General features: G+C 63.0%; 29 protein-coding genes. 8 read left to right on the top strand and 21 right to left on the bottom strand.

The window, feature by feature from the left end:
- Positions 1-10: 10 nt before the first annotated feature.
- From CLU86_RS21110 to gspE, 7 genes are all read right to left on the bottom strand, one after another.
- Complete coding sequence (locus CLU86_RS21110; protein WP_233195151.1) at positions 11-850, bottom strand: general secretion pathway protein GspK; 840 nt, start codon at positions 848-850, stop codon at positions 11-13.
- A 65-nt stretch (positions 851-915) separates the two neighbouring features.
- A complete protein-coding gene (locus CLU86_RS21105) occupies positions 916-1,578 on the bottom strand; it encodes a prepilin-type N-terminal cleavage/methylation domain-containing protein (protein WP_233195150.1) in 663 nt (220 codons plus the stop codon).
- 29 nt (positions 1,579-1,607) lie between these two features.
- Positions 1,608-2,015: a prepilin-type N-terminal cleavage/methylation domain-containing protein gene (locus tag CLU86_RS21100; RefSeq protein ID WP_099743001.1), complete on the bottom strand. Its 408-nt coding sequence runs from the start codon at positions 2,013-2,015 to the stop codon at positions 1,608-1,610.
- Positions 2,012-2,497: a GspH/FimT family pseudopilin gene (locus CLU86_RS21095; protein WP_233195149.1), complete on the bottom strand. Its 486-nt coding sequence runs from the start codon at positions 2,495-2,497 to the stop codon at positions 2,012-2,014. Before CLU86_RS21095 ends, CLU86_RS21100 begins: the two co-directional genes overlap by 4 nt.
- Positions 2,498-2,552: 55 nt before the next feature.
- A complete protein-coding gene (gene gspG, locus CLU86_RS21090) occupies positions 2,553-3,011 on the bottom strand; it encodes a type II secretion system major pseudopilin GspG (protein WP_099743000.1) in 459 nt (152 codons plus the stop codon).
- 78 nt (positions 3,012-3,089) lie between these two features.
- Positions 3,090-4,361: a type II secretion system F family protein gene (locus CLU86_RS21085; RefSeq protein ID WP_099742999.1), complete on the bottom strand. Its 1,272-nt coding sequence runs from the start codon at positions 4,359-4,361 to the stop codon at positions 3,090-3,092.
- On the bottom strand, positions 4,354-6,081 hold the full coding sequence (gene gspE / locus CLU86_RS21080; RefSeq protein ID WP_099742998.1) for a type II secretion system ATPase GspE: 1,728 nt from the start codon (positions 6,079-6,081) through the stop codon (positions 4,354-4,356). Before gspE ends, CLU86_RS21085 begins: the two co-directional genes overlap by 8 nt.
- A 287-nt stretch (positions 6,082-6,368) precedes the next feature.
- On the opposite strand from gspE, the gene CLU86_RS21075 reads away from it, so the two are divergent.
- Entirely contained in the window at positions 6,369-8,339 is a 1,971-nt protein-coding gene (locus tag CLU86_RS21075; RefSeq protein ID WP_233195146.1) for a beta-galactosidase, read from the top strand.
- 40 nt (positions 8,340-8,379) lie between these two features.
- Here CLU86_RS21075 and rfbC read toward each other — a convergent pair whose 3' ends face one another.
- The 4 genes from rfbC to rfbB form a co-directional block, all read right to left on the bottom strand.
- A complete protein-coding gene (gene rfbC, locus CLU86_RS21070; protein ID WP_099742997.1) occupies positions 8,380-8,928 on the bottom strand; it encodes a dTDP-4-dehydrorhamnose 3,5-epimerase in 549 nt (182 codons plus the stop codon).
- Between the two features lie 42 nt (positions 8,929-8,970).
- Positions 8,971-9,867, bottom strand: a complete 897-nt coding sequence (gene rfbA / locus CLU86_RS21065; protein WP_099742996.1) for a glucose-1-phosphate thymidylyltransferase RfbA — start codon at positions 9,865-9,867, stop codon at positions 8,971-8,973.
- Between the two features lie 66 nt (positions 9,868-9,933).
- Positions 9,934-10,824 carry a dTDP-4-dehydrorhamnose reductase gene (rfbD, locus tag CLU86_RS21060; RefSeq protein WP_099742995.1) on the bottom strand — a complete coding sequence of 297 codons (891 nt, stop codon included), beginning with the start codon at positions 10,822-10,824 and terminating at the stop codon, positions 9,934-9,936.
- Positions 10,821-11,903, bottom strand: coding sequence for a dTDP-glucose 4,6-dehydratase (gene rfbB, locus CLU86_RS21055; RefSeq protein WP_099742994.1), 1,083 nt, complete (start codon positions 11,901-11,903; stop codon positions 10,821-10,823). The genes rfbD and rfbB overlap by 4 nt, the downstream gene beginning before the upstream one ends.
- A gap of 183 nt (positions 11,904-12,086) precedes the next feature.
- Here rfbB and CLU86_RS21050 point away from each other — a divergent pair, with 183 nt between their 5' ends.
- The 4 genes from CLU86_RS21050 to CLU86_RS21035 all read left to right on the top strand — a co-directional run bounded on the left by CLU86_RS21050 (position 12,087) and on the right by CLU86_RS21035 (position 15,790).
- Positions 12,087-12,665, top strand: a complete 579-nt coding sequence (locus CLU86_RS21050; RefSeq protein ID WP_099742993.1) for a phasin family protein — start codon at positions 12,087-12,089, stop codon at positions 12,663-12,665.
- A gap of 291 nt (positions 12,666-12,956) precedes the next feature.
- Complete coding sequence (locus CLU86_RS21045) at positions 12,957-13,634, top strand: TetR/AcrR family transcriptional regulator (RefSeq protein WP_099742992.1); 678 nt, start codon at positions 12,957-12,959, stop codon at positions 13,632-13,634.
- A gap of 75 nt (positions 13,635-13,709) precedes the next feature.
- Positions 13,710-14,489: a hypothetical protein gene (locus CLU86_RS21040; protein WP_099742991.1), complete on the top strand. Its 780-nt coding sequence runs from the start codon at positions 13,710-13,712 to the stop codon at positions 14,487-14,489.
- 344 nt (positions 14,490-14,833) lie between these two features.
- Positions 14,834-15,790, top strand: coding sequence for a transposase (locus CLU86_RS21035; RefSeq protein WP_099740934.1), 957 nt, complete (start codon positions 14,834-14,836; stop codon positions 15,788-15,790).
- Between the two features lie 259 nt (positions 15,791-16,049).
- On the opposite strand, the gene CLU86_RS21030 is transcribed toward CLU86_RS21035, so the two are convergent.
- Entirely contained in the window at positions 16,050-16,826 is a 777-nt protein-coding gene (locus CLU86_RS21030) for a type III pantothenate kinase (RefSeq protein WP_099742990.1), read from the bottom strand.
- A gap of 240 nt (positions 16,827-17,066) precedes the next feature.
- Here CLU86_RS21030 and CLU86_RS21025 point away from each other — a divergent pair, with 240 nt between their 5' ends.
- Entirely contained in the window at positions 17,067-17,381 is a 315-nt protein-coding gene (locus CLU86_RS21025; protein WP_099742989.1) for a hypothetical protein, read from the top strand.
- A gap of 94 nt (positions 17,382-17,475) precedes the next feature.
- A complete protein-coding gene (locus tag CLU86_RS21020; RefSeq protein WP_143226761.1) occupies positions 17,476-17,820 on the top strand; it encodes a hypothetical protein in 345 nt (114 codons plus the stop codon).
- A 406-nt stretch (positions 17,821-18,226) separates the two neighbouring features.
- Here CLU86_RS21020 and CLU86_RS21010 read toward each other — a convergent pair whose 3' ends face one another.
- Both CLU86_RS21010 and CLU86_RS21005 read right to left on the bottom strand, forming a co-directional pair.
- Entirely contained in the window at positions 18,227-18,655 is a 429-nt protein-coding gene (locus tag CLU86_RS21010) for an Imm39 family immunity protein (protein ID WP_158236361.1), read from the bottom strand.
- Positions 18,656-18,683: 28 nt separating this feature from the next.
- Complete coding sequence (locus CLU86_RS21005; protein ID WP_233195145.1) at positions 18,684-19,136, bottom strand: hypothetical protein; 453 nt, start codon at positions 19,134-19,136, stop codon at positions 18,684-18,686.
- A gap of 139 nt (positions 19,137-19,275) precedes the next feature.
- Between CLU86_RS21005 and lysM the strand changes: the two genes are divergently transcribed.
- On the top strand, positions 19,276-19,776 hold the full coding sequence (lysM, locus tag CLU86_RS21000) for a peptidoglycan-binding protein LysM (RefSeq protein ID WP_099742984.1): 501 nt from the start codon (positions 19,276-19,278) through the stop codon (positions 19,774-19,776).
- Between the two features lie 137 nt (positions 19,777-19,913).
- Here lysM and CLU86_RS20995 read toward each other — a convergent pair whose 3' ends face one another.
- The 7 genes from CLU86_RS20995 to glyQ form a co-directional block, all read right to left on the bottom strand.
- Positions 19,914-20,333 (bottom strand): rhodanese-like domain-containing protein, encoded by a 420-nt coding sequence (locus tag CLU86_RS20995; RefSeq protein ID WP_099742983.1) that lies wholly within the window; start codon positions 20,331-20,333, stop codon positions 19,914-19,916.
- 59 nt (positions 20,334-20,392) lie between these two features.
- Complete coding sequence (locus tag CLU86_RS20990; protein WP_099742982.1) at positions 20,393-21,487, bottom strand: M48 family metallopeptidase; 1,095 nt, start codon at positions 21,485-21,487, stop codon at positions 20,393-20,395.
- On the bottom strand, positions 21,487-22,299 hold the full coding sequence (locus CLU86_RS20985) for a 1-acyl-sn-glycerol-3-phosphate acyltransferase (RefSeq protein WP_099742981.1): 813 nt from the start codon (positions 22,297-22,299) through the stop codon (positions 21,487-21,489). The genes CLU86_RS20990 and CLU86_RS20985 overlap by 1 nt, the downstream gene beginning before the upstream one ends.
- 66 nt (positions 22,300-22,365) lie before the next feature.
- Entirely contained in the window at positions 22,366-22,980 is a 615-nt protein-coding gene (gmhB, locus tag CLU86_RS20980) for a D-glycero-beta-D-manno-heptose 1,7-bisphosphate 7-phosphatase (RefSeq protein WP_099742980.1), read from the bottom strand.
- Between the two features lie 74 nt (positions 22,981-23,054).
- Complete coding sequence (gene glyS / locus CLU86_RS20975) at positions 23,055-25,196, bottom strand: glycine--tRNA ligase subunit beta (RefSeq protein ID WP_099742979.1); 2,142 nt, start codon at positions 25,194-25,196, stop codon at positions 23,055-23,057.
- A gap of 8 nt (positions 25,197-25,204) precedes the next feature.
- Positions 25,205-25,507 (bottom strand): antibiotic biosynthesis monooxygenase, encoded by a 303-nt coding sequence (locus CLU86_RS20970; protein WP_099742978.1) that lies wholly within the window; start codon positions 25,505-25,507, stop codon positions 25,205-25,207.
- On the bottom strand, positions 25,507-26,421 hold the full coding sequence (glyQ, locus tag CLU86_RS20965; protein WP_099657799.1) for a glycine--tRNA ligase subunit alpha: 915 nt from the start codon (positions 26,419-26,421) through the stop codon (positions 25,507-25,509). Before glyQ ends, CLU86_RS20970 begins: the two co-directional genes overlap by 1 nt.
- Positions 26,422-26,463: the final 42 nt, after the last annotated feature.

Raw genomic sequence — 26,463 nt, 5'->3', positions numbered from 1 at the left:
AATCTTTCTGTCAGGGACTTGAGCGAAGCGGAATGGGCTCAACCTCGCGCTGCATATGAAAGGTGGTCCAGGGAAATCCATCGCGAGAACGAGGGTTGATATCCACGTAGCGCGTGACGAAGTAGGCGCCGCCGTCTGCCGCAGAAACACGGGCCTGCAGCCGATAGCGCCGGACGGTTCCTGAACCAACAAAGGCAGCATCCAGTCCGGTCATGTCAATCCCCGGCTGGCCCGACTGACGACGAGCGTCGATCTGGCTGACCAACTCGGCATTGCCCCCTGCCAGCACCTGCAAGACCGCAGGCGGCGCGGCCAGGGGGTTCACCATGCCACTGCTGCGTATGTCGGCCGTAACGAGGCCAGAAAGTCTAGCATAGAGGTCGTAATTGACCCCAGGCACGCGCATGAGATCTTCCACCGCCTCAAACCGTCGGGGAACGCCTTGCGCCGAACGCTGTTCACGGTAATCCACGATGGCCTGAGCCACCGGTGTCGCAGCGCCTTCGGCCAAACCGCCTGCGACCGTCAGCAAACGCACAAGCAAAGGAATCTGGGCACTGTTGATGTCCACCAACCCATTGAGAGGCATGACCTGCACGCCAATCTCTTGGCCCATATATTGGACTTGTACCGTGGTCATGCGATCTACCGGCTTCGGCTCCGCGCCCATCTGCTGCAGCACCAGCTGGATCGCGGCATCCCCCAAAGCACTGGCCTGGGCACCTTGCCTCGCCAATGACAACATGCGAGCCTCGTCGCGCACGGAACGGCTCAAGCCGGTGACGATGATGGAAAGCGCCATGACAATCCACAGCACGGCAACCAAGACCACACCACGGCGGTGGATCACCCGCCCACCAACCGCGCGACGGGTTGAGCGAGAGGCAACAGACGATTGCGACACAGACAACATGCTCAACGCGACCCACCAAATGTGGCCATGCCTGCGGCAAATGGATCGCTCCCAATCAAGGGGCGCATGGCCACCACCAGGGGAGGCCACATTCCACCATTGCGGGTGGCAAGCGACACCAGAACATGGGTGGGCACGCGCTCTTTGGATTCCCATGCGGCTTGCCACTCAGGTTTGTCAAGCCCAGCATCCTGGTATTGCAAAGAGAAATCCGTCAGATCACGCACCAGCACCTCGGTGGTTGCACCGTCCCAATTGGCTGGGAGTACAGGCTCATCCATGGGCATGAACTGAAGGAGCAGAGCCCCAGAGTTACCAGAGTTCGCCTGACTCAATCGGAAAAACTGGCGACCCGCAGCACCGTAGCGGGCAGGCATGACACCGACCCAGACCAACTCCTTGGAATCGGCGCGAAAGAGAAAGGGACTTTCATCCACCGACGTGATGCCCGCGCGCCGCTGGCCGGAAACGCGGCCCAGCACAGACTGCAAAAAGCCTGATGTCACCCGAAGTTCGTCGTTGCGGGCGAGGCGTTGGTCCACACGCTCCTCCGTCTGGGCCGTAGCGCGCAGCGCTGAGCCCATGGCAAGCACCAGCAACGACAGCAAGGTCATGGCCACGAGCATTTCCACCAGGGTGAAACCGCCTGAACTGCGAAGTTGCACCTGAGGCCGCCAGGAGGAAGCACCGCGTCTCATAGCCTTGCACCTCCTTGGGTGGGTTTCTTTTGCGGGCGCAGGGTTGCCAATTCCAGTTGCCGAATGCGCCCCCCCTGCGGCCAAGAAACCACCACGCGGATTTCGTGCAGGGGCGTGGCGGTAGGGCTGTTGACTTCCGTGGGATAGGGCGCACTGGCCACACGCCAGTCAAACCCAGCCACCTGCCCCGCTTCGGCCCAACCCTCTTCAGGGATTGCATCGCGCATGGCCAAGATCGACTCCGCCAGCACGGTGGCACGCTGATAGTGCTCCATGTCTCCGACAGCCCGGACGCTGCCGCCCGATGCGCGATAGAGCATGCCCAAGGAAATGGCCATGATGGCAAATGCCACCAGCAATTCCAAAATGGTGAAGCCGCCTTGATGGCGTGCAGACGATGTCACGGCAGAAGTGCCTCCTGTGTGACACGCCCTGACAGCCAGTCCACGCGCAGCCGAGTGCCTGCACCTGTGGCCCGCAGAATCTCAATGCTCCCGCCGGTAGCCCCACCTTGGGGCAGGAAGCGGATGGCGGCTACGTTCTGGGTGGTCTCGGTGCTCGCCACCGTGGCTTTGACATCCAATGAGGTTGGCAGCACTTTGGGCGCGGCACCATCCACCCGATACAGGCGCTGGCGCATGTCCAGCGAGAAGCGTACTTCACGCCCCTCGGTCAGCGCCTTTTGCCGGGCTGCCCGCATCTGCCCCATCATGGTTCGCACGGTGTCCCGGTATTCGGATGAGGCTTTGAAGCGGTCATATGCCAAGGGCGTCAGCGCGGCCAGCAGCGCCATGATGGCGAACACCACCAGCAGCTCCACCAAGGTGAAGCCGCCCGGGCGTTGCAAGCCCCTGCGCCGGTCAGAAAAAGCTGCGGCTGCGTACACGACGGCTCCTGTTGCACGGCACCCAATGGGCCGCTCCATGCAAATGACTCAGGCCTCAGGGCTTGTTGCGGATGTCTGCAGCTTCTCCCTCGCCCCCAGGGGCGCCATCGGAGCCAAGCGAGACGATTTCAAAGTTACCGTTACCAGGGTTTGCATAACGGTAGGCATTGCCCCATGGGTCTTTGGGCAGCTCACCCCTGAGGTAGGGGCCGTTCCAGCCATTGACGGAGCCTGGGCGCTTCATCAGTGCCTCCAGCCCCTCTTCCGTCGTGGGATAGCGGCCCACGTCCAGCTTGAACAGCTCCATCGATTTGTCGAGATCGGAAATCTGGACACTGGCCGTCTTGGACTTGGCACCGCCCAACTGGCTCAGCACCCTAGGCCCGACCAAACCTGCCAGCATGGTGAGAATGGCCAACACCACCAGCAATTCGATCAGGGTGAAGCCCTTGGAGCGACGCACCGTAGCACGGGGCGTTTTGCCAAGAATGCGTTGAATGAGGGAAATTGCCATGAAGAGGCTCCTTGCACGAAATAGTGAAAACAGATGAAAGACGGACAAGACTGAGATGCAATGGGAAACCTGCGCGGGCTACACCGCCAGATCGTTGACCGAGAGAATCCCCATCAGGATGGACACGATGATGGCGGCAATCAGTACCCCCAGCACCAAAATCAGCACGGGCTCGACCAGGGTCAGCAGGCGTTTGATGCCGGTCTCCACCTCGCGGTTCAAAATAGCCGCCAGCTCCAGCATCATGGGGCCCACGCGGCCCGTTTCTTCGCCCACACGGACCAGATTGATGGCCAGGGGCTCAAAAATGCCTGTGGACTGAAGGGCCTGCACGACCCGCCCCCCTTCCTTGACGATGGGGGCGACCCGCACCAACGATTGTTGCAACACGACATTGCCCACCGTATCGGTAGCGATGTGCAGAGCCGTGAGCATGGGAACACCATTGCCGAGCAGGGTTCCCAACGAGCGCGAGAAAAGTGTGAGTTGGTATTTCAGCGCGATACCACCCACCAGTGGCAGACGCAACAGGCGCGACTGCCACCAGCTGCGCCCACCAGGAGAGCGCAGCCAGCGGCCAACCAGCCCGCCCAGCCCCACCACCGCAATGCCGATGACCAAACCGTACTGTGTGAAGGCCTTACCAAGCCCCATCACGATGCGCGTGGGCATGGGCAAGGCATCGCCCATCTCGGCAAACAGCTTTTCAAACTGGGGCACCACAAAGCCCAGCATGACCACCAACGAAATGATGGCCACCGTGACCAGAATGGCGGGGTAGATGGTGGCGGAGACAACACTCTCGCGCAGCGCGCGCTGGCGCTCCAGATGCTCCACCAACCGGTCCAACACGCCAGACATCTGGCCACTGGCCTCGCCAGAGCGGACCATGTTGATATAGAAGTCACCAAACAGGTCGCGATGGGCTTGCAAGGCGCGGCTGAGTGGGGTACCGCCCTTGACGGCCTCCAAAACACCCTGCAGCAAGGCCCCCACTGCGGGCTTGTAGCTCATCTCGATCAGCACGCGCAAAGCGTTGTCCAGCGCTAGCCCGGCGCGCAGCATGATGGCCAACTCAGAAGTGAAGGCCAACACGTCCTTGGCCTTGACGGGGCTTTTGTCGACTCGCACCTTGGCAGGTCGAAAGCCTCCCTCGCCAGCCACGGGGGCAGCCGACTGTACGGCCTGTGCCATACCCGTGCGCGCAGCCTGCTCCGCATCCTGAACGGCCAAAGGGGTCAGGCCTTGGCTGCGCAACTGGCGGATAGCCGCGACTTCGTTGGCAGCACTCAGCCGCCCAGTGGCTACATTGCCGTCTGCGGCAGCGGCTCGCCAGAAAAAATCAGGCATCGGACTGGTCCTGCGTCACTCGGGCCAATTCGTCCAAGGTGGTCACGCCTGCAGCCACTTTGCGCAGGCCATCTTCGTGCAGGCTCAACATGCCCGACTGCAGGGCAATGCCATGCAGCACGCTGGCATCGCGCCCATCCAGCACGGCACGGCGCATGGGTTCGTCCAGCACAAGCAGTTCGTGGATACCGGTGCGCCCCTTGTAGCCAGAGCCGCGGCACTCTTCACACCCGACAGGGCGGTAGACCTGCGTGCCGGGTTTGCAAAAGCGCTCCAGACCCGAGCCCTGCATCAGAGCAGGCTCCATGGTGTAGGGCTCCTTGCAGTGTTCGCACAGCGTGCGCACCAGGCGCTGGGCCAACACGCCGTTGACTGCGGAGGTGATCAGATAGCGCTCCACTCCCATGTCCTGCATGCGGATGATCGCCCCCGCTGCTGTGTTGGTGTGCAGTGTGGAAAGCACCAAGTGGCCGGTGAGCGCGGACTGCACCGCAATTTGAGCGGTCTCGCCGTCGCGCATTTCCCCGATCATGATGATGTCAGGGTCTTGGCGCAGGATAGAGCGCAAGGCATTGGCAAACGTCAGATTGATCTGCGCGTGCACCTGGATCTGGTTGATGCCTTCGAGCTGGTATTCCACCGGGTCTTCGACGGTGATAATTTTCTGCGTGGCCGAATCAAGCTTGGCCAGCGCGGCATAGAGCGTAGTGGTCTTGCCAGAGCCTGTGGGCCCCGTGACGAGCAGGATGCCGTGCGGCTTGGCCAACAGTGCGTTGAAGCGCACCAGCAGATCGGATTCAAACCCCATCTTTTCCAGATCCAAGCGCACGCTGGCACGGTCAAGAACCCGCATCACCACGCTTTCACCGTGCACCGTAGGCACGGTAGAAACACGCAGATCCAACTCGCGGCCCTTCACACGCATCTTGATGCGCCCGTCCTGCGGAAGTCGGCGCTCTGCAATGTCCAGGTGCGCCAGCAGCTTCACCCGCGAGTTGACGGCGGCACTCAGTCGAGGGGGAACCACATCGGCGTTGTGGATGACGCCATCCACGCGATACCGCACATGCAAGCCGTCATCAAAGGGCTCCAGATGGATGTCCGAGGCCCGCATATCGATCACACGGCTGACGATGGCGTTCACCAGGCGGATCACCGGCGCTTCGCTGGCCAGGTCCTTGAGGTGCTCGACAAAGTCGCCCGCATCATTGCCGGTGTCGAAATCGTCGGACTCTTCCTGCACCTCCTCGCTCACCGGCTCGGACAGGGCTTTTTCAATGTCGGCTTCCAGCGCCAGGTGAGGGCGGATGGCGAGCCCGGTGGACAGGCGCAGCGCCTTGAGCACAAACGCATCTTGCGGACGTGCCATGGCCACGGCCAGCTCACCATCCGTCACCGAGAGCGGATACACCGCATTGGTATGCAGGAACTCCGACAGCAGCCCAGGCACCTCGGGTGGCTCTACCGGAAACGCATCCACAGCAAGGAACGGGATATTGAGCTGACGGGCCAGCGCATGCGCTACATCCAGCTCAGACACTACCCCCAACTGGACCAGCACCTGCCCCAGCAGATTGCCCAACTCCTGCTGCGCAGAAAGGGCGCGCTCCAAGTCGCGGGCCGACAGCTTGCCGGCTTTAACCAGCATTTCGCCCAGTCGCTCACGCTCAGGCGCGGGCTGTGACAAAGGATTTGCAAAGGTGGGTTCTGTGAGGGTCATGCGGATCAAGGATCACGTGCCGTGGTTTTTTAGCACCTGCGCTTCCCGGGAGCGGGAAATTCAGGCAGGCACCAACAGCGTGGAAGGGCCAGAGTGTAGCTGCGCCGCCTCGTCAGGGCTGCATGCGCTGGCTGTGCCAGGTCTTGCAATCTCTACGCGACAAGGCGTACCGGGCGCAAGCACACGCATAAACGCTATTATTTTTATAGCTTCTAACGCTTTTAAATAAAGCGCCAGAAGCCAATTTGGGCATAATTTCAAAACTTTACCTTTGCCCGCACGTGCCCATGAACACCTCTCCCTCTCTTCTGCGCTCTGGCTGGTGGCTCAGTGCGCTGGCAGCCAGCTTGGCGGGAGCACTGGGTGCGGGGGGATGGAGGCTGCACTCCCATCTCACCCAACCTGACGGCCCACTACCCCGCCAGCAGCCCATGGTGCTGGCGCCCATGATTGGGGTGATCGAACCCTGCATCCTGCCCGCCAGCAGCGCACCGCAACCGGACTCACTGCAAACACAGTGCAGCAACGCACAGGGCTCGGCAGCTGCGCTGGTAGAGGCCACCCTGCGGGAACTCGCATCCACCCGCACAACCGCTGGAGTAAGCCACTCGGCTGTGCGGGAGGGCTGGGAGCTGGGCTACACCTTGCCCGTACCGCTGCTGCAACTCTTCAAAGAACAAGCAGGGGGCTGGCAGATTGACCAACCGCTGGTGGACAAACTGGCGCGCACTGTGCGCGACAGTGAGCGCCCCGTGGTGGTGTACCTGTTTGCAACCCACTTCGCGTCCCACGCCCCGTTGGAACAGGCTCTGGCTGCCGATCCACGCAACCTGGCGCAAACCCGCGACGGCCCCATGCCCGCAGGCAAGTACTACGGCGAGCCGGTGTACTACTGGAACATTGCCGACCCCGAAGCCCCCGTCAATCTGCGGCGCAGAGAGGCTGCTGCTGCCATGGTGGGCGCCTTGTGCGCGCTGGAGCCCCGCCACCGCAGCAAGATCCGCGCGGTCACGCTGCTGGGCGAGGTACACCACTACTTTCCGGACTTCGAGCAGGGCATGGGCTTTGTCGGGCCCTACCGCGTCACCGACTACAGCCCGGCATCGCAAGCAGGCTTTCAGGACTTTCTGCGCACCCAATTCGGCACGATCGAGGCGCTCAACCAGGCCGTGGGTGGCAGCTTTGCCTCATGGGAGGCGATCACCCCCCCGTCCAAGGACATCCGCACAGAGCCCCTTGCCCACTTCAATGAACACATCGACTCCTACGCCCAAGGGGTGCTGCCCGTATCAGGCTGGGCATTCCGTGCGGACCGCGCACCAGGCAGCCACGCCCAAGTGCTGGTCTATCGCAATGGCGAATTGGCGGGGCGCACCCCCATCAGCCTGAGCCGCCAGGATGTGCTGCAAGCCAAGCCAGAGTTTGGCGAAGCCAACACAGGCTGGCGGGTGGACCTGGACTTTCGCCACTGGCCCGCTGGGCTACACCGGCTGGACTTTTATCTGCAAGAGGATCTGCGCCCCCTGCTCCCACTGGGAACCCGCCAAGTGGCGATCATGGACCGACAACAAGCCACCCCGTTGGAGCAGCCCTTGACAGGCCATTTGCCGCAAACCGCAACCCAAGCGGCACCAGCCGCTGCGGCCTGGCAGGCGCATATCGACAGCCCTGCCCAGCTCAGCTCCTACTACTACAACCCTTTGGTGCCCCTTTGGCACACCTTCAGGGCCAAGCAAGTGGCGCGGTACATCGAAGCGTTTGGCAAAGCAGTGGTGCAGCCATCCTGCCTACACAATGTGCCCACCTACACGCACCAGATCGTGCCGTTCTCCAACCCCGGTTGGGATGCACAGAAATTTGCTGTCGAGGAATCACTGGCGGGTCTGCACAACATCCGTCTCGGTGTAAGCCTGTACGGAGAAGCCAGCTACGGGGACTCATTCGGCGCGTGGTACGCCCAGCGCCAACGCTTGCGAGCCCCCCGCTCCGGCCCAGAGGCCTATGGCGTGACAGAGTTCCACCCGCTCAAGGGCATGGATGCCACCGAGTGGAACAAGACACTGCAAGCCCACCAGCGGCGCGGCGCTGCATTCCTGTCATTCTTCATGGAGCCCCGCTGGGAAGGCCAGCGGGTGGAGCGCGGTCACAACATCTTCTCCATTGACCCGGAGAACCAGCAGTTTCGGTCAGACGCCCTGTACCGGGCTGCACAGCAAACGCTGGAGCACTCCGCGCCCGGCAACCCAGGCAGCCGCTAAACCGGCCAAGCCGATCCAGCCGACCAAGCCGATCGGCAACTCAGTCAAACACCTCCGCCAGGCTCAAAGCCAGCCCCTGCGCATCCTTGGCCGATAGCAGCGGCTGCGCACCCTGCAGGCGCCAGTCAATGGCCAGCGCGGGATCGTTCCACGCAATGCAGCGCTCAAACTGCGGCGCGTAGTAGTCCGTGGTCTTGTACAGAAACTCCGCCATCTCGCTGAGCACCACAAACCCGTGCGCAAAGCCCGGTGGCACCCATAGTTGGCGGTGGTTGTCTTCGCTCAGCTCCTCGGCCACCCATTGGCCAAAGCTGGGCGAGCTTTTGCGGATGTCCACCGCCACATCAAACACCGCCCCACGCACCACGCGCACCAGCTTGCCTTGGGGTTGCTGGATCTGGTAGTGCAAGCCGCGCAGCACCCCCTTGGCGCTGCGGCTGTGGTTGTCTTGCACAAATTCGTGCTGGGTTCCCGTGGCTTCGTTGAAGGCTTTTTGGTTGAAGCTTTCAAAGAAAAAACCACGGGCGTCTCCGAACACTTTGGGTTCGATCAACACAACGTCGGGAATGGCGAGGCGGGTGGCTTTCATGGGCAATGGCGTTGGATGCAAATAACGGTAGGCAGCGGCAATTTAGTAAATCTTCTCTTTGAGCACCCGCATCAGGTACTGCCCATACCCGCTCTTGGTGAGCGGCTGGGCCAGGCGTTCCAGCTGGGCGTCGTCGATCCAGCGTTGGCGCCAGGCGATTTCTTCCAGGCAGGCGATTTTGAGGCCCTGGCGGTGTTCCAGGGTGGCGATGAATTGGCCGGCTTCGAGCAGGCTTTCGTGGGTGCCGGTGTCCAGCCAGGCGTAGCCTCGACCCATGATTTCGACGTTGAGCTGGCCTTGCTCCAGGTACAGGCGGTTCAGGTCGGTGATTTCGTATTCGCCCCGGGCGGAGGGCTTGAGGCCCTTGGCCAGGTCGACGACCTGGTTGTCGTAGAAGTACAGGCCCGTGACGGCGTAGTTGGACTTGGGAGCCTTGGGCTTTTCTTCCAGGGACAGGACTCGGCCTTGGGCGTCGAATTCGGCAACGCCGTAGCGCTCGGGGTCGTGCACGTGGTAGGCGAAGACGCTGGCGCCCTCGGTGCGGGCGCTGGCGCTGCCCAGCAGTTCATGGAAGTCGTGGCCGTGGAAGATGTTGTCGCCCAGCACCAGGGCTGAGGGGGCGTTGCCGACGAATTGCTCGCCAATCACAAAGGCCTGCGCCAGGCCGTCGGGGCTGGCTTGCACGGCGTATTGCAGGTTCAGGCCCCATTGGCTGCCGTCGCCCAGCAGTTGCTCAAAGCGTGGCGTGTCTTGCGGGGTGCTGATGACCAGGATGTCGCGGATGCCCGCCAGCATGAGGGTGCTCAGCGGGTAGTAGATCATGGGCTTGTCGTACACCGGCAGCAGTTGCTTGCTGATGGCCAGCGTGGCCGGGTGCAGGCGCGTGCCAGAGCCGCCGGCCAGAATGATGCCTTTGCGCTGGGGGGTGGATGGGGTCATGTGGGGCGGGTCCGTAAAAGGGCTTGGAAGTACGTGCAGGCGCACGGGGCGCCGCAGCCGATGTGCTTACAGGATTTCGGTCAGCATGCGCTCAACCCCTGCTTGCCAGTGCGGCAAGGTGAGGCCGAAGGTGGTTTGCAGCTTGGTGGTGTCCAAGCGCGAGTTGTGGGGGCGCACGGCGGGGGTGGGGAAGGCGCTGGTAGGCACGGGCGCAACCTCTTTAGCTACTATTTTCATAGCTGATTGCGCTTTATTGGCGTGCTCAATCACGAATTTTGCGTAGCCATTCCAGGTCACTTCGCCGCCCGCCACCAAGTGGTACAGGCCCGCGTCTTGCGGGCGCTGCTGCAGGTGGCGGATGGCGTGGGCCGTCACATCGGCCAGCAGCTCGGCACCCGTGGGTGCGCCCCACTGGTCGTCGATGACGGTAAGGCGTTCACGCTCTTGCGCCAGGCGCAGCATGGTTTTGGCGAAGTTGCCGCCGCGCGCGGCATACACCCAGCTGGTGCGCAGGATGAGGTGCTTGGCGCCCGATTGCTGGATGAGCTGCTCGCCTTCGAGCTTAGTGCGGCCGTACACGCTCAGGGGCGCGGGGGGGGCGGTTTCAACCCAGGGGCGGGTGCCGCTGCCGTCGAACACATAGTCGGTGCTGTAGTGCACCAGCCAGGCGCCCAGGGCGGCCGCCTCGCGGGCCAGCACGCCGGGCGTGGTGGCGTTGAGCAGGCGGGCCAGCTCGGGCTCGCTCTCGGCCTTGTCTACAGCGGTGTGGGCGGCGGCGTTGACGATGACGTCAGGCTTGAGGGCGCGCACAGTGGCGGCGATACCTTCGGGGTTGGCAAAGTCGCCGCAGTGATCGGTGCTGTCATGGTCCAACGCGGTCACACGGCCCAGCACGGCCAGGCTGCGTTGCAGCTCCCAGCCGACCTGACCGCCTTTACCGAAGAGCAGGATGTTCATGCCAAGGCCTTTGCGGCTGGATCAGCCTGATACTGCTTCTGCACCCACTCCCGGTAAGCGCCCGATTGCACCTGGGCCACCCACTCGGGGTTGTCCAGGTACCACTGCACGGTCTTGCGGATGCCGGTGTCAAAGGTTTCGGCGGGCTTCCAGCCCAGCTCGCGCTCGATCTTGCGGGCATCGATGGCGTAGCGGCGGTCGTGGCCGGGTCGGTCAGTGACGTAGGTGATCTGCGTCTTGTAGCTCTGGCCATCGGCGCGGGGTCGCAGTTCGTCGAGCAGGGCGCACACCGTGTTGACGATCTCGATGTTGGGCTTTTCGTTCCAGCCGCCCACGTTGTAGGTCTCGCCCAGGCGGCCGGCTTCGAGCACGCGGCGGATGGCGCTGCAGTGGTCACGCACGTACAGCCAGTCGCGGACCTGCATGCCGTCGCCGTACACGGGCAGGTTTTTGCCTGCCAGGGCGTTGACGATCATGAGGGGGATGAGTTTTTCCGGGAAGTGCAGCGGGCCGTAGTTGTTGCTGCAGTTGGTGGTGAGCACCGGCAGGCCGTAGGTGTGGTGCCAAGCGCGTACCAAGTGGTCGCTGGCGGCCTTGCTGGCCGAGTACGGGCTGTTGGGCTCGTAGGTGTTGTCTTCGGTGAAGGCCGGGTCGGTGGCCGAGAGGGTGCCGTAGACCTCGTCGGTAGAGACGTGCAGGAAGCGGAACGCTTCTTTTTTGATAGCTGGCAGCGCTTGCCAGTATTGCCTTGCAGCCTCCAAAAGCCTGAAGGTGCCGACGACATTGGTCTGGATGAAGTCTTCGGGGCCGTGGATGGAGCGGTCAACATGCGATTCGGCTGCGAAGTTGACGATGGCACGGGGCTGGTGCTCGGCCAGCAGGCGCACGAGCAAAGCGGTGTCGCCAATGTCGCCCTGCACAAAGATGTGGCGGGGGTTGCCCTGCACGCTAGCGAGGTTATGCAGGTTGCCTGCGTAGGTGAGTTTGTCGAGGTTGACCACGGGCTCGTCGCCGTTGGCAATCCAGTCGAGCACGAAGTTGGCGCCAATGAAGCCGGCGCCGCCAGTTACCAAAATCATAAGAAGGGCAGTGTTGATACGCCTGCAGGCGAAGCTGGGGATTATCCCACCCACCGGCACAGGCATGTAACGGGATTTACCGCCAGCCCGGATGGGTCTAGACAGCCTCACCTAGCCCATAGACCAGCGCGCACCGTACAGTGCTTGTTGTGTGTATTCACTATCCCTGACAGGAGGCTCTCGATGGCAAGCAAGAAATCTTTTCCCTTTGGCACAGACGGCAACCCCTTGGGCGGCGTTCCGTTGAGCGATGCGGTCAAGGAATCGGCGCAGCAGATTTGGCTGGCGGGGCTGGGCGCGTTCTCTAAGGCCCAGGCAGAAGGCGGCAAGGTGTTTGAAGCGCTGGTGAAGGAAGGCACCACCCTGCAGCGCAAGACCCAAACCGTGGCCGAGGAAAAAATCACCGAGGCCACGCAACGCATGGCCAGCGCAGCCAACGAGATGGGCTCGCGCGCCGCAGGCCAGTGGGACAAACTGGAGACCATTTTTGAAGACCGCGTGGCCAAGGCCCTGGGGCGGCTGGGCATCCCCACCGCGCGGGACCTGCAAGCCCTGCACGACCGCATTGACGCCCTGACCGCCGAACTGGCCCAGGCCCGCAAGACCAGCGCACCACGCACCGCCAAGGCGCCTGCCAAAACCGCAGGCAGAGCAGCGGGCAAGGCCACCAGCACCGCCGCCGGAAAGACCGCGGGCAAGGCAGCCCACCCCACCCCCACCAAAAAGGCCGCGCCCCGCGCACGCAAGCCAGCGGCCAAGTAACCGCCTGCACGGCGCAACCTGGCCAGCGGCCAGCACGGGTCGGCTCAGCACCTGGCCGCTGGTGGCAGGGCGTGGTGCCCCTAGCCTGCGGTGCTGCCGTACCGCGGCATGGGAAATCCCTAGGAAATTCACGGGGGTATGCCGCACTGCAGCATTTTTGGCTGGGTTAGAGTAAGTGCCAGGGAGCTTCTAAGCGAGTCGCGGCGCCGTGTACCTCGGTAGCCTTTGGCAACGCGATGTGACAGCAGCGCCCCGGAGACACCTACAACACCGCAAAAGGGGGCGACACCCATGGCCAAGAAAGCGCCGCGCCGTACGGCACAACGCATTCTGGAAGTGACGCTGGACCTGTTCAACCGGTTCGGCGAGCCCAATGTCTCCACCACCCTGATCTCTGCCGAGCTGCGCATCAGCCCCGGCAACCTGTACTACCACTACCCCGCCAAAGACGCGCTGATCAACACGCTGTTCGATCAGTACGAAGCCGCGCTGAACGAGCTGCTGCAGGCCAGCGACAGCGTGCACAACGTGGAAGACGCGTGGTTCTTTCTGCACACCCTGTTTGAGCTGATCTGGCAGTACCGGTTTTTGTACCGCGACCTGAACGACCTGCTGTCCAAAAACCGCAGGCTCGAAACCCACCTGCAAGCCGTACTGCAGCGCAAGGAGCAGGCCGTGCAAACCCTGCTGCAAGGCATGTGCGCGGCCCAGGCACTGCACATGGACACCCCCACCCGACACACCACCGCCACCAGCATGGTGGTGGTGCTGACCTACTGGCTCAGCTACGAATACGTGCGTAACCCGCGCCATGCGCTGGAGCCCGCCAATGCCCAGCAGGCCCTGCTGCGGGGCGCCCAGCATGTGCTGAGCCTGCTGCCGCCCTACCTGGACGCTGCGCAGCGCAGCCACCTGCAAGCGCTGACGGGGGCCTATGCCCCGCCCCAGGCCGAAGGCACAGCCCCCTGACCGCCCAAGGCCGCCAGCACGCCACTCCACCCATCACCAGCCACCCAGCCCACAACAACACCAAGGAGACACACCATGGCCCACTGGACCCCCTTCCCCCACACCAGCGACTACGCCTGGGACGCCATCCGTGTGCAACAACAATGGGCCCGGCTGCACCTGGGCGATGCCGAGCCTTGCCCTCAAGACCCCGCTGCGCTGCAGGCCTGGGTGCTGTTCCATAACGGCGAGTTCGAGCAGGCCGTGGCCGCCGGGCTGGCGGCGGGCGGCGCGGGTATCACGGCAGCCAACAAAGCCACGGCGGTTTACGCCACCTACCTGGAGCCGCGCGAAAAGACCCGGCTCGACCTGTTCATGCAGATGGCAGAACGTGCCCAGGCCCAGGCGGCTGCAGACCCACAGCAAGCCAACGCCTGGTACTGGAACGCCTATGCCCTGGGCCGGTATTGCCAGGGCATCAGCGTGGCCAAGGCCCTGGCGCAAGGGCTGGGGCAGCAAATCAAGGAGTCGCTGGAAAAAGCCATCGCCTTGTCGCCCCGGCATGTCGAAGCGCGCATTGCCTTGGGCACCTTTCACGCCGAGGTGATCGACAAGGTGGGGGCCTTGATTGGCGGCATGACCTACGGCGCCAAGAAAGAGACGGGCTTGCAGCTGTTTGAAGAGGCGCTGGCGCTGCACCCCGGCTCGGCCATTGGCCTGGTGGACTACGCCAACGCCCTGGTCATGCTCGAAGGCGAGGCCCGCATGGACGAAGCAACGGCGCTGTACGAGCGGGCCACCGCCTGCGAGCCACTGGATGCGATGGAAGAGCTGCACGTGGCCATGGCCCGCACCGAGCTGCACGAAGAGGGCTGAAAGGGCTGAAAGGGCCGATCGCCATACTGTGCGATTGAGTCCGTTCACCCTGAGTTTGTCGAAGGGATTGCGCAGCCTGTGCCCTGGCTTCGACAGGCTTGTATGGTTTAGCTCCCATCAACCAACCAGTAAGAAAGGGCGAGGAGCCGGGATGCAGGGACATCGACAGGCATCGGCAGTTGCTTCAGATCCAACTGACCGACCTACTGAGTCATTACCCCATCCCTGCGCCGAGCGTCGATAAGGAACCTGACGAGGGCAAGCTGCGCTTGGCAGCACCGATCGTCAATTCTTGCAAGCTCACGCCGACAGCAGGACACATCCCGGCGCTCGTATTTTGAGCGATGAACCCTCAACAAGCTACTGAGTTTGTCGGCGTGGATGTCGCCAGCGCCCATCTGGACGTGGCCGTGCAGGGCCAAGCCAGCGTGCGCAGGTTTGCCAATACACCCCAGGGCATTGCCCTGCTGCTGCGCACGTTGCGCCCTGCAAGCGTACTGGCGCTGGAGTCCACCGGCCGCTACCACGTGCCGCTTGCGCTGGCAGCGCACGCCGCAGGCCTGCATGTCTATGTCCTCAATCCCCTGGATGCACGCCGCTACGCCCAGTCCGTTGGCCAGCGCGGTAAGACCGATCGGATGGATGCGCTCGTGCTGGCACGCTATATTTGCCGTGAACACGCGCAACTGCGCCAATGGCAGCCACCCACCGCTTGCCAAGCCGCATTGCGCGAACTCCTCGCACACCGGGCAACTCTGGTGCGTCAGCGCAGTGCACTGGCTCAAGCCGGCTGCCACAGCAAGACGCTTGCACGCCTGGACGAGCCGGTGCTGGCAGCTCTGCAGCAAGCCATCGAACATATCGACGAGCAACTCGCCAGCACCGTTCAGGCCGATCCCGCAAGCCAAGAAACGTTCAAATGCATCACGTCTGTGCCCGGCCTAGGCCTGATCTGTGGGTCGCTGCTGGTAATGCTGTTTGGGCGTTTGCAAACACGCAGTGCGGATGCTGTGATCGCATTCACCGGGCTTGACCCGCGCCCCAATGACTCCGGCAAGAAGACGGGGCAAAGGCGCTTGTCCAAGAGGGGCTGGCCGGAGACAAGGCGTTTGATGTACGCAGCGGCCATGTCGGCGGCGCGCACAAAGACCTGGAACGGGTTTTACTGTGCTCAGCGTGACAAAGGCTTGAGCACGACCGCTGCACTTGTCGTGCTTGCCCGTAAGCTCTTGCGTGTGGCTTTCTCACTGTTCAAGCAGCAAGCTCTGTTCGATCCCGCGCTGGTCGCTGGCAGAGCTTGACGGGAACCATAGAACCTCAGCCCGAACGGTTTTGGGGATTGGATTAGGTTGTGCCGAGGGGGCGGATAGGCAACTGACCAGCACACACCCCGACCCGTTCACCCTGAGCCTGTCGAAGGGCTGGCGCAGCCTGTGCCCCGGCCTCGACAGGCTCAGCCCGATCGGTTGGGGACATAGCAACGGCAGGCGCGTACAGGTGGCGGTACGACGGTGAGGCAAGTGGACAGGGACCTGCCAAGCCCCAAGCACATCGCCCCAATCAACCGCCAAAGCGGCGTGCCGCAATCTCCAAGAGACCGTCAAAAATCAGGTTGTCCACCAGCTCAAACGGCCGGGTCATGCTGGGCGCCATCTTCCAGCCAGCGCCGCCGGTCATGATGCAGGCGGGCTCTTGCCCACTGTGCTGCAGCAGATGCTGGTACATGCGCTCCACAGCCCCGGCGATGGCATAGGTGCCACCGCTGGTCAGGGCATCGCTGGTATTGGTCGGAAAGGTCTGCACCTCGCCCGTGGGCACATGCAGCCCGGCGGTGCCGGTCTCCAGCGCGCGCAGCATGATGCCGTGGCCCGGCAGGATGAGCCCACCCAGAAACTTGCCCTCGGCGTCGATGCACTCCACCGTTACCGCCGTACCCACCACCACCACCACCAGCGGCCGCGCGGGCCCTTGGGCCAGCACATGGTGGCGTGCCCCCACCATGGCCACCCAGCGGTCCGAACCCAGGCGCGAGGGGTAGTCATAGCCGTTGGTGAGCCCCGCCTCCTGGGCCGAAGACACCACCCACTGCGGCGCCACGTCCCAGCGCACCATTTGCTCCATCTGTTCTTGCACCCGGCGCTTGGCGGCGTCCCCTGCCACCACACAGCCCAGCATGCGCGTGGGCACGGGCAATTGGGCCCAGCTGCTTTCGGCCAGGCGGTCGATGTGATCGAGGAACTCGGCACCGTGCGCAATGAGCGCTGCGCCGGGGCGGTGAGCGTCGTACAACGCCCATTTGAGACGGGTGTTGCCGACGTCGATGGCCAGAAATGTCATGGCGCGGATTATCCCGAGTTTTGCCAAGCCCCCCGAAACGGGGGATACACAAAGATACAGGCACTGTCACCTGCCGGACGAACCAGCTTCCGGTCATTCCTGAACGCTCAGCCCCTTTTGATCTGGTCACGCCGCTGGCAGCGATGTAGGTCGCTGAGATCCGTAAACGGCGATCTTGTCGGTCAGAATTCGGCCACAAACTGACATCCACTAACGGCCGAGAAAAGCCGAGGGAACAACATGAATTTGGTCAACACCGGGGCCTTTGACCGCCTCCAACAAGCGTTAACAACCGAACTTCTACGAGCTATCAAGTCGGAGCTGGAAAAGGTTGATGCGCCTGAGGATATGGTCCATCACCTCACCAGTAGCATAGGCTTTGCAATTGCCTGCCTCATCGACGATACGGCAGGATTCGTTGCTGACGGGGAAAGTGTTTCACCAATGCTGACATTCCGCACCAGTGAAAAGACTTTAGAGTTTTGCGGCGGCAATTCCTACCTGCATGAGTACGTGGATCGAACGCTGCCGAAGCTGTTCGGATCCGAGAGTTGATACCTGATGACTGGACTTCTTTCGGCCACAACGAGTCGTTCGTTTGCTGGTAGGAGTTTCCGCAAACTGGTCATCCAAAAATTGAGATAGGAATATGCCGTCAGTCCTGATCCGTCTTGATCCCCGGCACATGGTGAACCCAGACACTGATCTTCGGTACATCGTGCCTGATCGCTTGGCTGAAATTTCGAACGGCCTGCTGGCAGACAGCGGCTGCGACTATGAGGAAATCACAAATGCAATGCTCATCTACCTCTCCACTGCAAACTTGGACGCAGCGCTCCCCTTCGTGATCGAAGTCTTGGAGAACGAAATGATCTACGACAACCGGCTTGCCGATTCTGCCAAGGTGGGGGCTTCACCGCTCGATCAGTCGGAGCGACCAGCAGACTTCACCATCATCTACCCACGTGCCGAAGCTGGAGAACGCATGGGGTAACCCGCAGTCGGCCAGAAGCGGACGAAAAGTGACATTCCACATCATCAGCAGGGAACAAAATGCCAAACCGGCCGCGAAGTGTTTTTCGGATTCTTCTTTGCATCGCTTCCTTTGTCTTGCTCGAGATTGGCGTCGCCTGGGGCGCCTCCGCACTCGCTGTCGCTTGGTACAGGAACAAATACGGCATTCCGGTTCAAGAGGATCTCTCGAACGACATGGGGTTAGGTATGGTCCTCATGTTTTCGGTTCTGCCCGTGCTTTTTGTCGCCATCCCATTTTCGCTGTGGGGCAGTTTTAAGGTAGCGAGGAAAGTCCTTCCTTAGAGAGGATCGGTTTCAAGCATAAGCAAAGGCCGCAATGGGCCCTAAGCCGAAGTTCGACTTTCCCAAGGCCCACATTGGCAAGGTCAAGAGTTCGGCGCTGATACAGGCAGCCTGAGTTCGTCCAGAAATCTGTACGGCAAGTCGAAATTGGCTGCCACATCGCAAAGCACTTCGATCATCACCGTTCGAAATTCTTGAGTCATCGTTAACACATCAAGCTTCTCCAAGCGCCGTGCATTGAGTTCAACCGCCACGGGAAGGAATGCGCGCTTTAAGTCGACAGAACCAATCTCAGGATTTAGGTTGTCGCGCTCTCCATAGCGCAATATCAGGCTGATTGTCTTGAACGGTGCAGTACGCAAGAATTCATGCTCCACCAACGCTGGCTCGAGAGTGTTCCTAGCTGCGAGCGCGGCTTGGCCGTCGCCTTTGATACGGCATTTGATGAGCCCTACAGCCCCGACGATTAGATTCCGCGCTTCCGCCACAGTAGTCCTCCCGACGCGGCTCATGTCTGCTATTGGCCGATTCTGCATTTGCCTACGAATGGCCCATCTCATCAAGCCGCCTAAGCTCTTCGGCAGAGTCCTCTGACGCTTGAAAGATGTTTCGCAGGACCTCCGGCGTGATTCGCCTGTCCCCCTCTACGACAACAGGTTGATGCCCGCCTTGCTCCAAGGCAGATAGCAGCGCACGCGCTTTTGCGAAGACGTCTTCTGTTCGGTTGCCAAAAAGCTCTTGGTCAAAGAGTGGCTCCCCTGCAGAGAGACGGTCACGCACGTCGAGAATACCCAGTTTCGTAATACGGCGAACAGAGCTCACCAGCGAGGCAGAAGCGTCGCACGGCGCGGTTGAAATAGTCACGCGACTCATCTTCGTCTTGGGTTGATAGTGAATGACGGGTTTTGGCCGTTTGCTGCCGGTGACCGAGGATATCCGCTGCTGCTGTTCATGTCGCTGGCTTGATGAGTCTCCGTTACCGGAATAGTCCACCCCCGGTGCATGCCAAAGCACTCTGCATGCACTTCCGTGCAATTGTCAAAAATTTTCATGCGCGCTTGGCCTACACCCTTTTGTCGCACATTCGCTCTACAGTGGGCCTCCCGACATTGGCACCACTAGGAGGTATCTCATGGGTCTTTTCAGTTTCATCAAAGAGGCGGGCGAAAAGCTGTTTGGCGGCAAAGAGGTGGAGGCCGCGGCGGCCCAGGCGGGCAGCAACCCCGCTCCCTTGCAAGACCTGAACGACAAGGCCGCACGCGCCATTGAGGCCTATATCGCCTCGCAAAACCTGGGCGTACAAGGCGTGCAGGTGGCGTTTGACGGCACCAGCGGCAAGGTGGTGGTGCAAGGCCAGGCCCCCACGCAGGAGGCCAAGGAGAAAGTCACCCTGTGCTGCGGCAACGTGGCCAGCGTGAAAGACGTGGACAACCTGATGGCCGTGTCGGCCCCTGCGCCCGAAGCCCAGTACCACGACGTGGTGCGCGGCGACACCCTGTCGGCCATTGCCAAGAAGTTCTACGGCGACGCCAACAAGTACCCCGTGATTTTCGAGGCGAACAAGCCCATGCTCAGCCACCCCGACAAGATCTACCCCGGTCAGAAGCTGCGCATTCCACCACTGGCTCCGTGAGCTGCAGTCTTTAAGCAAAAAGAGCTGCCAGCGCTTATCTATCAAGCGCTGGCAGCTCTTTTTTTAGGAGCACCCATTTCATCCATCGCCTATGCCTGGATGAAAAGCCCCCGCAGAGGCGGTCTCAGGGTGAGCGCTCAGCCCTGCCGCCAGGGCAGGCCGTGAAAGCGCCAGCCGCCCTTGCGCCCGCGCTGGCCGTTGTCATCGGGGTCGCCTTCAAAGCCTTCGAGGATGTTGTAGGCCGTGAGCCCCAGCTCGGTCGCGCGCTTCGCGGCAGCGATGGAGCGCACGCCGCTGCGGCACAGCAGCACCACGCTCTGGCCTTGGGGCACGGCGGCGCGCAGTTGGGCGTCAAAGTCAGGGTTCATGGCCATGCCGGGCCATTGCTTCCACGGCACAGCGGCGGCGTTGGGCACGCGGCCCACCCATTCCAGCTCGGCGCTGCTGCGCACGTCCACCAGCACGGCGGTGCCGTCTTGCACCCACTGCCAGGCTTGCTGGGGGGTGATGTCACCGGCGTAGCCTGCGGCCGGGGCGATGGCTTGGGGGGAGGTCATGGGCGGTTTCCTTGTGACTCTGGGACGTTGGGCAGATGGGGCAGTGGGTACCGGCGTGGCTAATCCAGCAGCGGCGCAGGCTCTTCGCGCAGGTGGTTGCGCAATTCGGCGTAGTCGGGCACCACGGTGGCCACGGTGTTCCAAAAGCGGGGGCTGTGGTCCATCACCTGCAGGTGGGCCAGTTCGTGGGCCACCACGTAGTCGATGACGGCCGGGCGATAGTGCACCAGCCGCCAGTTCAGGCGGATGGAGCCATCGGCCTTGGCGCTGCCCCAGCGGGTTTCGGCACTGGACAGGCGCAGGCTCGTCCACTGCACGCCCAGCAACGGGGCAAAGTGGTCCAGCCGCTCGATGAAGTAGCGGCGCGCATCGCGCATCAGCCAGGCCAGCACGGCGTCGCGGATTTGCGCGGCGCTGGCGTCGGCGGGCAGGCCGATGAACAGTTGCGCAGGGGTGCCTGCGGCCGGGGCATCGGCAGGCTGGTCAGCGTTAGCTAGGGCTGGCACTGCGGCCACCAGCGCCCCGCCCCGCCCGCTGCGGCTTTGGGTCGGGTCCAGCACCACTTGCAGGGGGTGGCCCATGTAGGGCAGCACCACGCCATTGGCCCAACAGATGCGCCCACCCTCCAGCCGCTGCTGGCGTTCGCGCGCCTGCACCAGCTTGGTCATCACCCAGGCGCTGCGCTCGCGCAGCACGCCATCCACGGCCGACAAGGCCACCCAGGTCGGGGCGCGCACGGCCAGGCCATCGGCTCCCACGGTGAAGCCAATGGTGCTGCGCCGCGAGCGGTGCAGCGAGTAAGCCACCAGCGCATCGCCCAGCAGCACCTCGCGGTTGGCCTGGGGGTGGCGGAATTCGGTGGGGGGCAGCAAGGATGCGATGGGCGCAGGCAGAGCGCTGCGCAAAGGCTGCATTGCTATGACTTCAGGAGCTGCCAGCGCTTTATTAATGGGCGCTAACGGCCTTTTTTGCTTCAAACCCTGTGGCACCGGGACCGCCCGCTGGCGCCCAGGCGGCGCGGGTGGGGTGCGGCCCCTCGGTGCCTTGGCCTGGTTGGGCGAGGGCACGGGCGCAGCCCCCGGGGCGGGCGCCACGCTGCGCTGCACGCCCTGCGGGTCAAACAGGTCCAGCGCCAGTTGCACCAATCGCTCCATCACAGGCCGTCGCTGAGGTCGGTGGGCGCTGGCGGCTGCGCCGCTGCGTCTGGGGTGGATGCCAGCTCGGGGGCATCACGGTAGGCGTCTGGGTCCAGGCGGCGCATTTCGGCTTCGATCCAGGCCTCCACCTCGCGCATCAGCTCATCGGCCTGGCGGCCCGCCGTGGGGATGGGCTGGCCAATGGACACGTCCACCACGCCCGGGCGCTTGATGAAGGCCTTGCGCGGCCACACCTTGGCCGAGGTCACGGCGACCGGAATCACCGGCGCGCCCGCGTCGATGGCCAGGCGCGTGCCGCCGTTTTTGTACTGGCCCTTCTCGCCCCGCTCCACCCGCGTGCCTTCAGGGAACATGATGACCCAGGTGCCTTTGGCCAGCAGCGCCTTGCCCTGCTGCACCACTTTGTGAAAAGCCCGGGCACGGGCGCTGCGGTCGATGTGGATCATGTCCAGCCGCCCAATGGACCAGCCGAAGAACGGCACGTACAGCAGCTCTTTCTTGAACACGTAGGCCAGCGGGCGCGGCATGATCGCGGGCATCAAAAACGTCTCATAGGTGGACTGGTGCTTGACCAGCAGCACCGCACCGCCCTGCGCATCCTTGGGCAAATACTCCGCACCAGTGATGCGGTAGTGAATGCCCAGCAGCGGGCGGGCGCTGTTCACGCTCAGCGCCAGCCAGGCGCGCGCAATGCGGTAAACCGGCGCACCGCGCAGGCCCACCAGCGACGCCAGCAAAATGGCGAGCGTGTAGGGCACCACGGTGATGGCCATCCACAGCATGTGGATGATGGATCGGATCAACGCCATAGTTATGAGTCTTTCAGGCCGCTAGCGCTTGATACATAAGCGCTAGCAGCTATTGTTTTTATAGTATCAAACCGCCACGCCAGGCACTGCAGGGGGCGCCGAGGGTGGCGCAGGTGGGGGCGATGCCTGGGCCGTGGCGGGCAGCAATTGATCCACCCACTGCGCCAGGCTGGCATGCACCTGCGTGCCTTGCGGCCACACAGCGGGCAAGGGCTGCCCGGGCACCAGCGCGGCGGCGTGCCCGGTGCACACCACATGCAGCTGCGCGCCCAGGGCGGCCCCGGCCTGCAGGTGCGCCAAGCAATTGCCCACCACCAGCACATCGTGCGGCTCCACGCCATAGCGGTCGCAAATCTGCTCCAGCAGGCCCGGTGCGGGCTTGCGGCAAGTGCACTCTTCGTCGGCCGCATGGGGGCAGTAGAAGACCGCGTCAATGCGCCCGCCCACAGCGGCCACCTGCCGGTGCAGCTTGGCGTGGATGGCATTGAGCGCCACCACGTCCAGCAACCCCCGCCCCAGCCCAGGCTGGTTGGTGGCCACCACCACATGCCAGCCCGCATGGTTAAGCCGGGCAATGGCCTCCAGCGCGCCAGGCACGGGCACCCAGTCGTCTGCCGAGGTGATGTAGTCATCGCCCAAGGCATTGAGCAGGCCGTCACGGTCCAGGATGGCGAGTTTCATGGGTTGCTTCCGTTGAAGGGGGTCACCAGCACCAGCCTACCAGAGGCGCCAAGCGCGCATTCGCCCGCAGCGCCTCAAGCGGCGAGGCGCGACAAGTCGGCCACGCGGTTCATCGCCTCGTGCAGGCTTTTGAGCAGGCCCTGGCGGTTCAGGCGCAGGTCCAGCTGCTCGGCGTTCACCATCACGTCGTCAAAGAACGCATCCACCGGCGCGCGCAGCACGGCCAGGGTTTGCAAGCTGGCGGTGTAGTCGCCCGCGTCAAACTGCGCGTTGGCCTCGGGCACAAAGCGCTGCAGGGCGGCAAACAGGTCTTTCTCGGCCTGCTCTTGCAGCAAGGCGGGGTTCACATGCGCATCCACCGGGCCTTCGACCTCGGCCTTTTTCAGGATGTTGCCCACGCGCTTGTTGGCGGCTGCGAGCGCAGGGGCTTCGGGCAAGGCCGCAAAGGCGCGCACGGCGGCGAGTTGCTTTTCGACCAAGGCCAGGCGCTGCGGGCGCAGGGCCATGACGGCGTCGACTTCCTGCGCCCGGTAGCCCTGCTCGCGCAGGCTGCCTGCGAGGCGGTCGTAGATGAAGTCAGCGAGCTGTGCCGATGCGTCGGTGATCTTGTCGCCAAAGGCGGGCACAGCACCGGCCAGCAAGGCGCTCAAGTCCAGTGGCAGGTCCTTCTCGACCAGCATGCGGATCACACCCAGTGCGTGGCGGCGCAGCGCAAACGGGTCACGGTCGCCCGTGGGCAGGTTGCCAATGCCGAACATGCCGACCAGGGTTTCGAGTTTGTCGGCCAGGGCCACCACCACGCCTGCCGTGTTGCGGGGCAGTGCATCGCCTGCAAAGCGGGGCTTGTAGTGGTCTTCAATGGCGTGGGCCACGGTCTCGCCCAGGCCGTCGTTCAGGGCGTAGTAGCCGCCCATGATGCCCTGCAGCTCAGGGAATTCGCCCACCATGTCGGTCACGAGGTCGGTCTTGGCCAGCAAAGCGGCTTGGTCGGCATCGGCCACCAAAGCGGCATCGCCCAGTTGTGCGGCAATGGCCTTGGCAATGGCGCGCACGCGCTCCACGCGCTCGCCCTGCGTGCCCAGCTTGTTGTGATAGACCACCTTGCCCAGGCCTTCAACGCGCGAGGCCAGCGTCTTTTTGCGGTCCTGGTCAAAGAAGAACTTGGCATCGGCCAGGCGCGGGCGCACCACGCGCTCGTTGCCACCGGTCACAAAGCTGGTGTCTTCGGGGCTGATGTTGCTGACCACCAGGAACTTGTTAGTCAGCTTGCCTGCGGCGTCCAGCAGCGGGAAGTACTTCTGGTTGGCCTTCATCGTGAGGATGAGGCACTCTTGCGGCACGCCCAGGAACTGCTCTTCAAACTGGCAGATGACTACATTGGGCCGCTCGACCAGCGCGGTCACTTCGTCCAGCAGGGCTTCGTCTTCAATGGGGCGGGCACCGTTGCCCACTTTGGCCGCGGCAGCAGCAAGCTGGCGGGCGATCTCGGCCTTGCGCTCGGCAAACGATGCGATCACGGCACCGTCTTTTTTCAGCGTGGCGGCGTAGCTGTCGGCGTCTGCCAGCACCACGGGCGACACGGCCGCTTCAAAGCGGTGGCCTTGGGTGCTGTTGCCTGCCGTCAGGCCCAGCGCCTTCACGGGCACCACCGTGCTGCCGTGCAGCGCCACCAGGCCATGCGCGGGGCGCACAAAGTTCACACTGCTCCAGCCGGGCAGCTCGCAGTCGGTTTCGAGCTGGTAGCTCATCACCTTGGGGATGGGCAGCTTGGCGATGGCTTCATCGATGGCCTTTTGCAAGCCAGCAGTCAGCGTTGCACCGGGCACCACGCTGTCATAGAACAGGGCTTCGGCCTTGCCATCCTGTGCGCGCTTCAAGGCCGCCACTGCGGCTGCAGGGTCGGACACATCGGCACCCAGCGCCTGCAGCTTTTTGAGCAGCGCAGGCGTGGCGGTGCCGTCCGCTTGAAGGCCCACGGTCACAGGCATCAGCTTTTGCTGCACGGCCTTGTCAGCGGCCTTGTCAGCCACGGCGGTCACATGCGCGGCCAAGCGGCGGGGTGAGGCGAACGGCGTGACGGCAGATGCCGCTGTGGCCAAACCTTGCGCTTTGAGCTGGTCTGCCAGCACGCTGGCGAAGGCATCGCCCAGCTTCTGCAGCGCCTTGGGGGGCAGCTCTTCCACAAACAGTTCGACGAGGAGATTTTGGGTGGTCATGGGATCAATCAGCTCAAAGACGGCGTGACTGCGCTGTAGTGCAGCACGGTAGGAAAGGGGTCGTAGAAATGGTGCAGCAGCGTGCGCCATTCCTGGTATTGGAGAGAGCCACGAAAGCCCTCGGTGTGGTCTTGCAGCGTGGCCCAGCGCACCAGCAGCACGTACTGGTGGTCATCTTCCACGCAGTGCTGCAGCTCGTGCCCCTGGTACCCGGGCGTGGACGCAATGATGCGCTGCGCCTGGGCAAAGGCCTGCTCAAACGCGGCCGTATGGCCGGGCTTGATCTGCAGGGTGGCAATCTCCAGAACCATCAGGCGGCCTTCTTGGCCGTGGGTGCCATTTGCTCCACCCACTCGCGCGGCGCCATGGGGAAGCCCAGGCGTTCGCGGCTCTCGTAGTAGCTTTGCGCCACGGCGCGGGCCAGGTTGCGGATGCGGCCGATGTAGGCAGCGCGCTCGGTCACGCTGATGGCGCCACGGGCATCCAGCAGGTTGAAGCTGTGCGCAGCCTTGAGCACTTGCTCGTACGCAGGCAGCGCGAGTTGCTGCTCCATCAAGTACTTGGCCTGCTTTTCGTGCGCATTGAATGCGGTGAACAAGAAGTCGGCGTCGCTGTGCTCGAAGTTGTAGGTGGACTGCTCCACCTCGTTTTGCTTGTACACGTCACCGTAGCTCAGGGTGTCGGTCCACTTGAGGTTGTAGACGTTGTCCACGCCCTGCAGGTACATGGCCAGGCGTTCCAGGCCGTAGGTGATCTCGCCCGTGGCGGGCTTGCAGTCGATGCCGCCGACTTGCTGGAAGTAGGTGAACTGCGTGACTTCCATGCCGTTGAGCCAGACCTCCCAGCCCAGGCCCCAGGCACCGAGCGTGGGGTTCTCCCAGTCGTCTTCCACAAAGCGGATGTCGTTCTTTTTTAGGTCGAAGCCCAGGGCTTCGAGCGAGCCCAGGTACAGCTCCAGGATGTTGGCCGGTGCGGGCTTCAGGACCACCTGGTACTGGTAGTAGTGCTGCAGGCGGTTGGGGTTCTCGCCGTAGCGGCCGTCCTTGGGGCGGCGGCTGGGCTGCACGTAGGCGGCCTTCCAAGGCTCGGGGCCAATGGCGCGCAGGAAGGTGGCGGTGTGCGAGGTGCCTGCGCCCACTTCCATGTCATAGGGTTGCAAAAGGGCGCAACCCTGCGCGTCCCAATAGGACTGCAGCTTCAGAATGATTTGCTGGAATGTCAACATGGCTTTGAAAGGCACTCTGGCAGGGCCAGGGCCGGGCAATAA

Source organism: Acidovorax sp. 62 (genome assembly GCF_002754495.1).
Lineage (GTDB): Bacteria > Pseudomonadota > Gammaproteobacteria > Burkholderiales > Burkholderiaceae_C > Acidovorax.
Note: the sequence above shows the minus strand (reverse complement) of the source record. Positions and strands in the feature narration are given on the sequence as shown.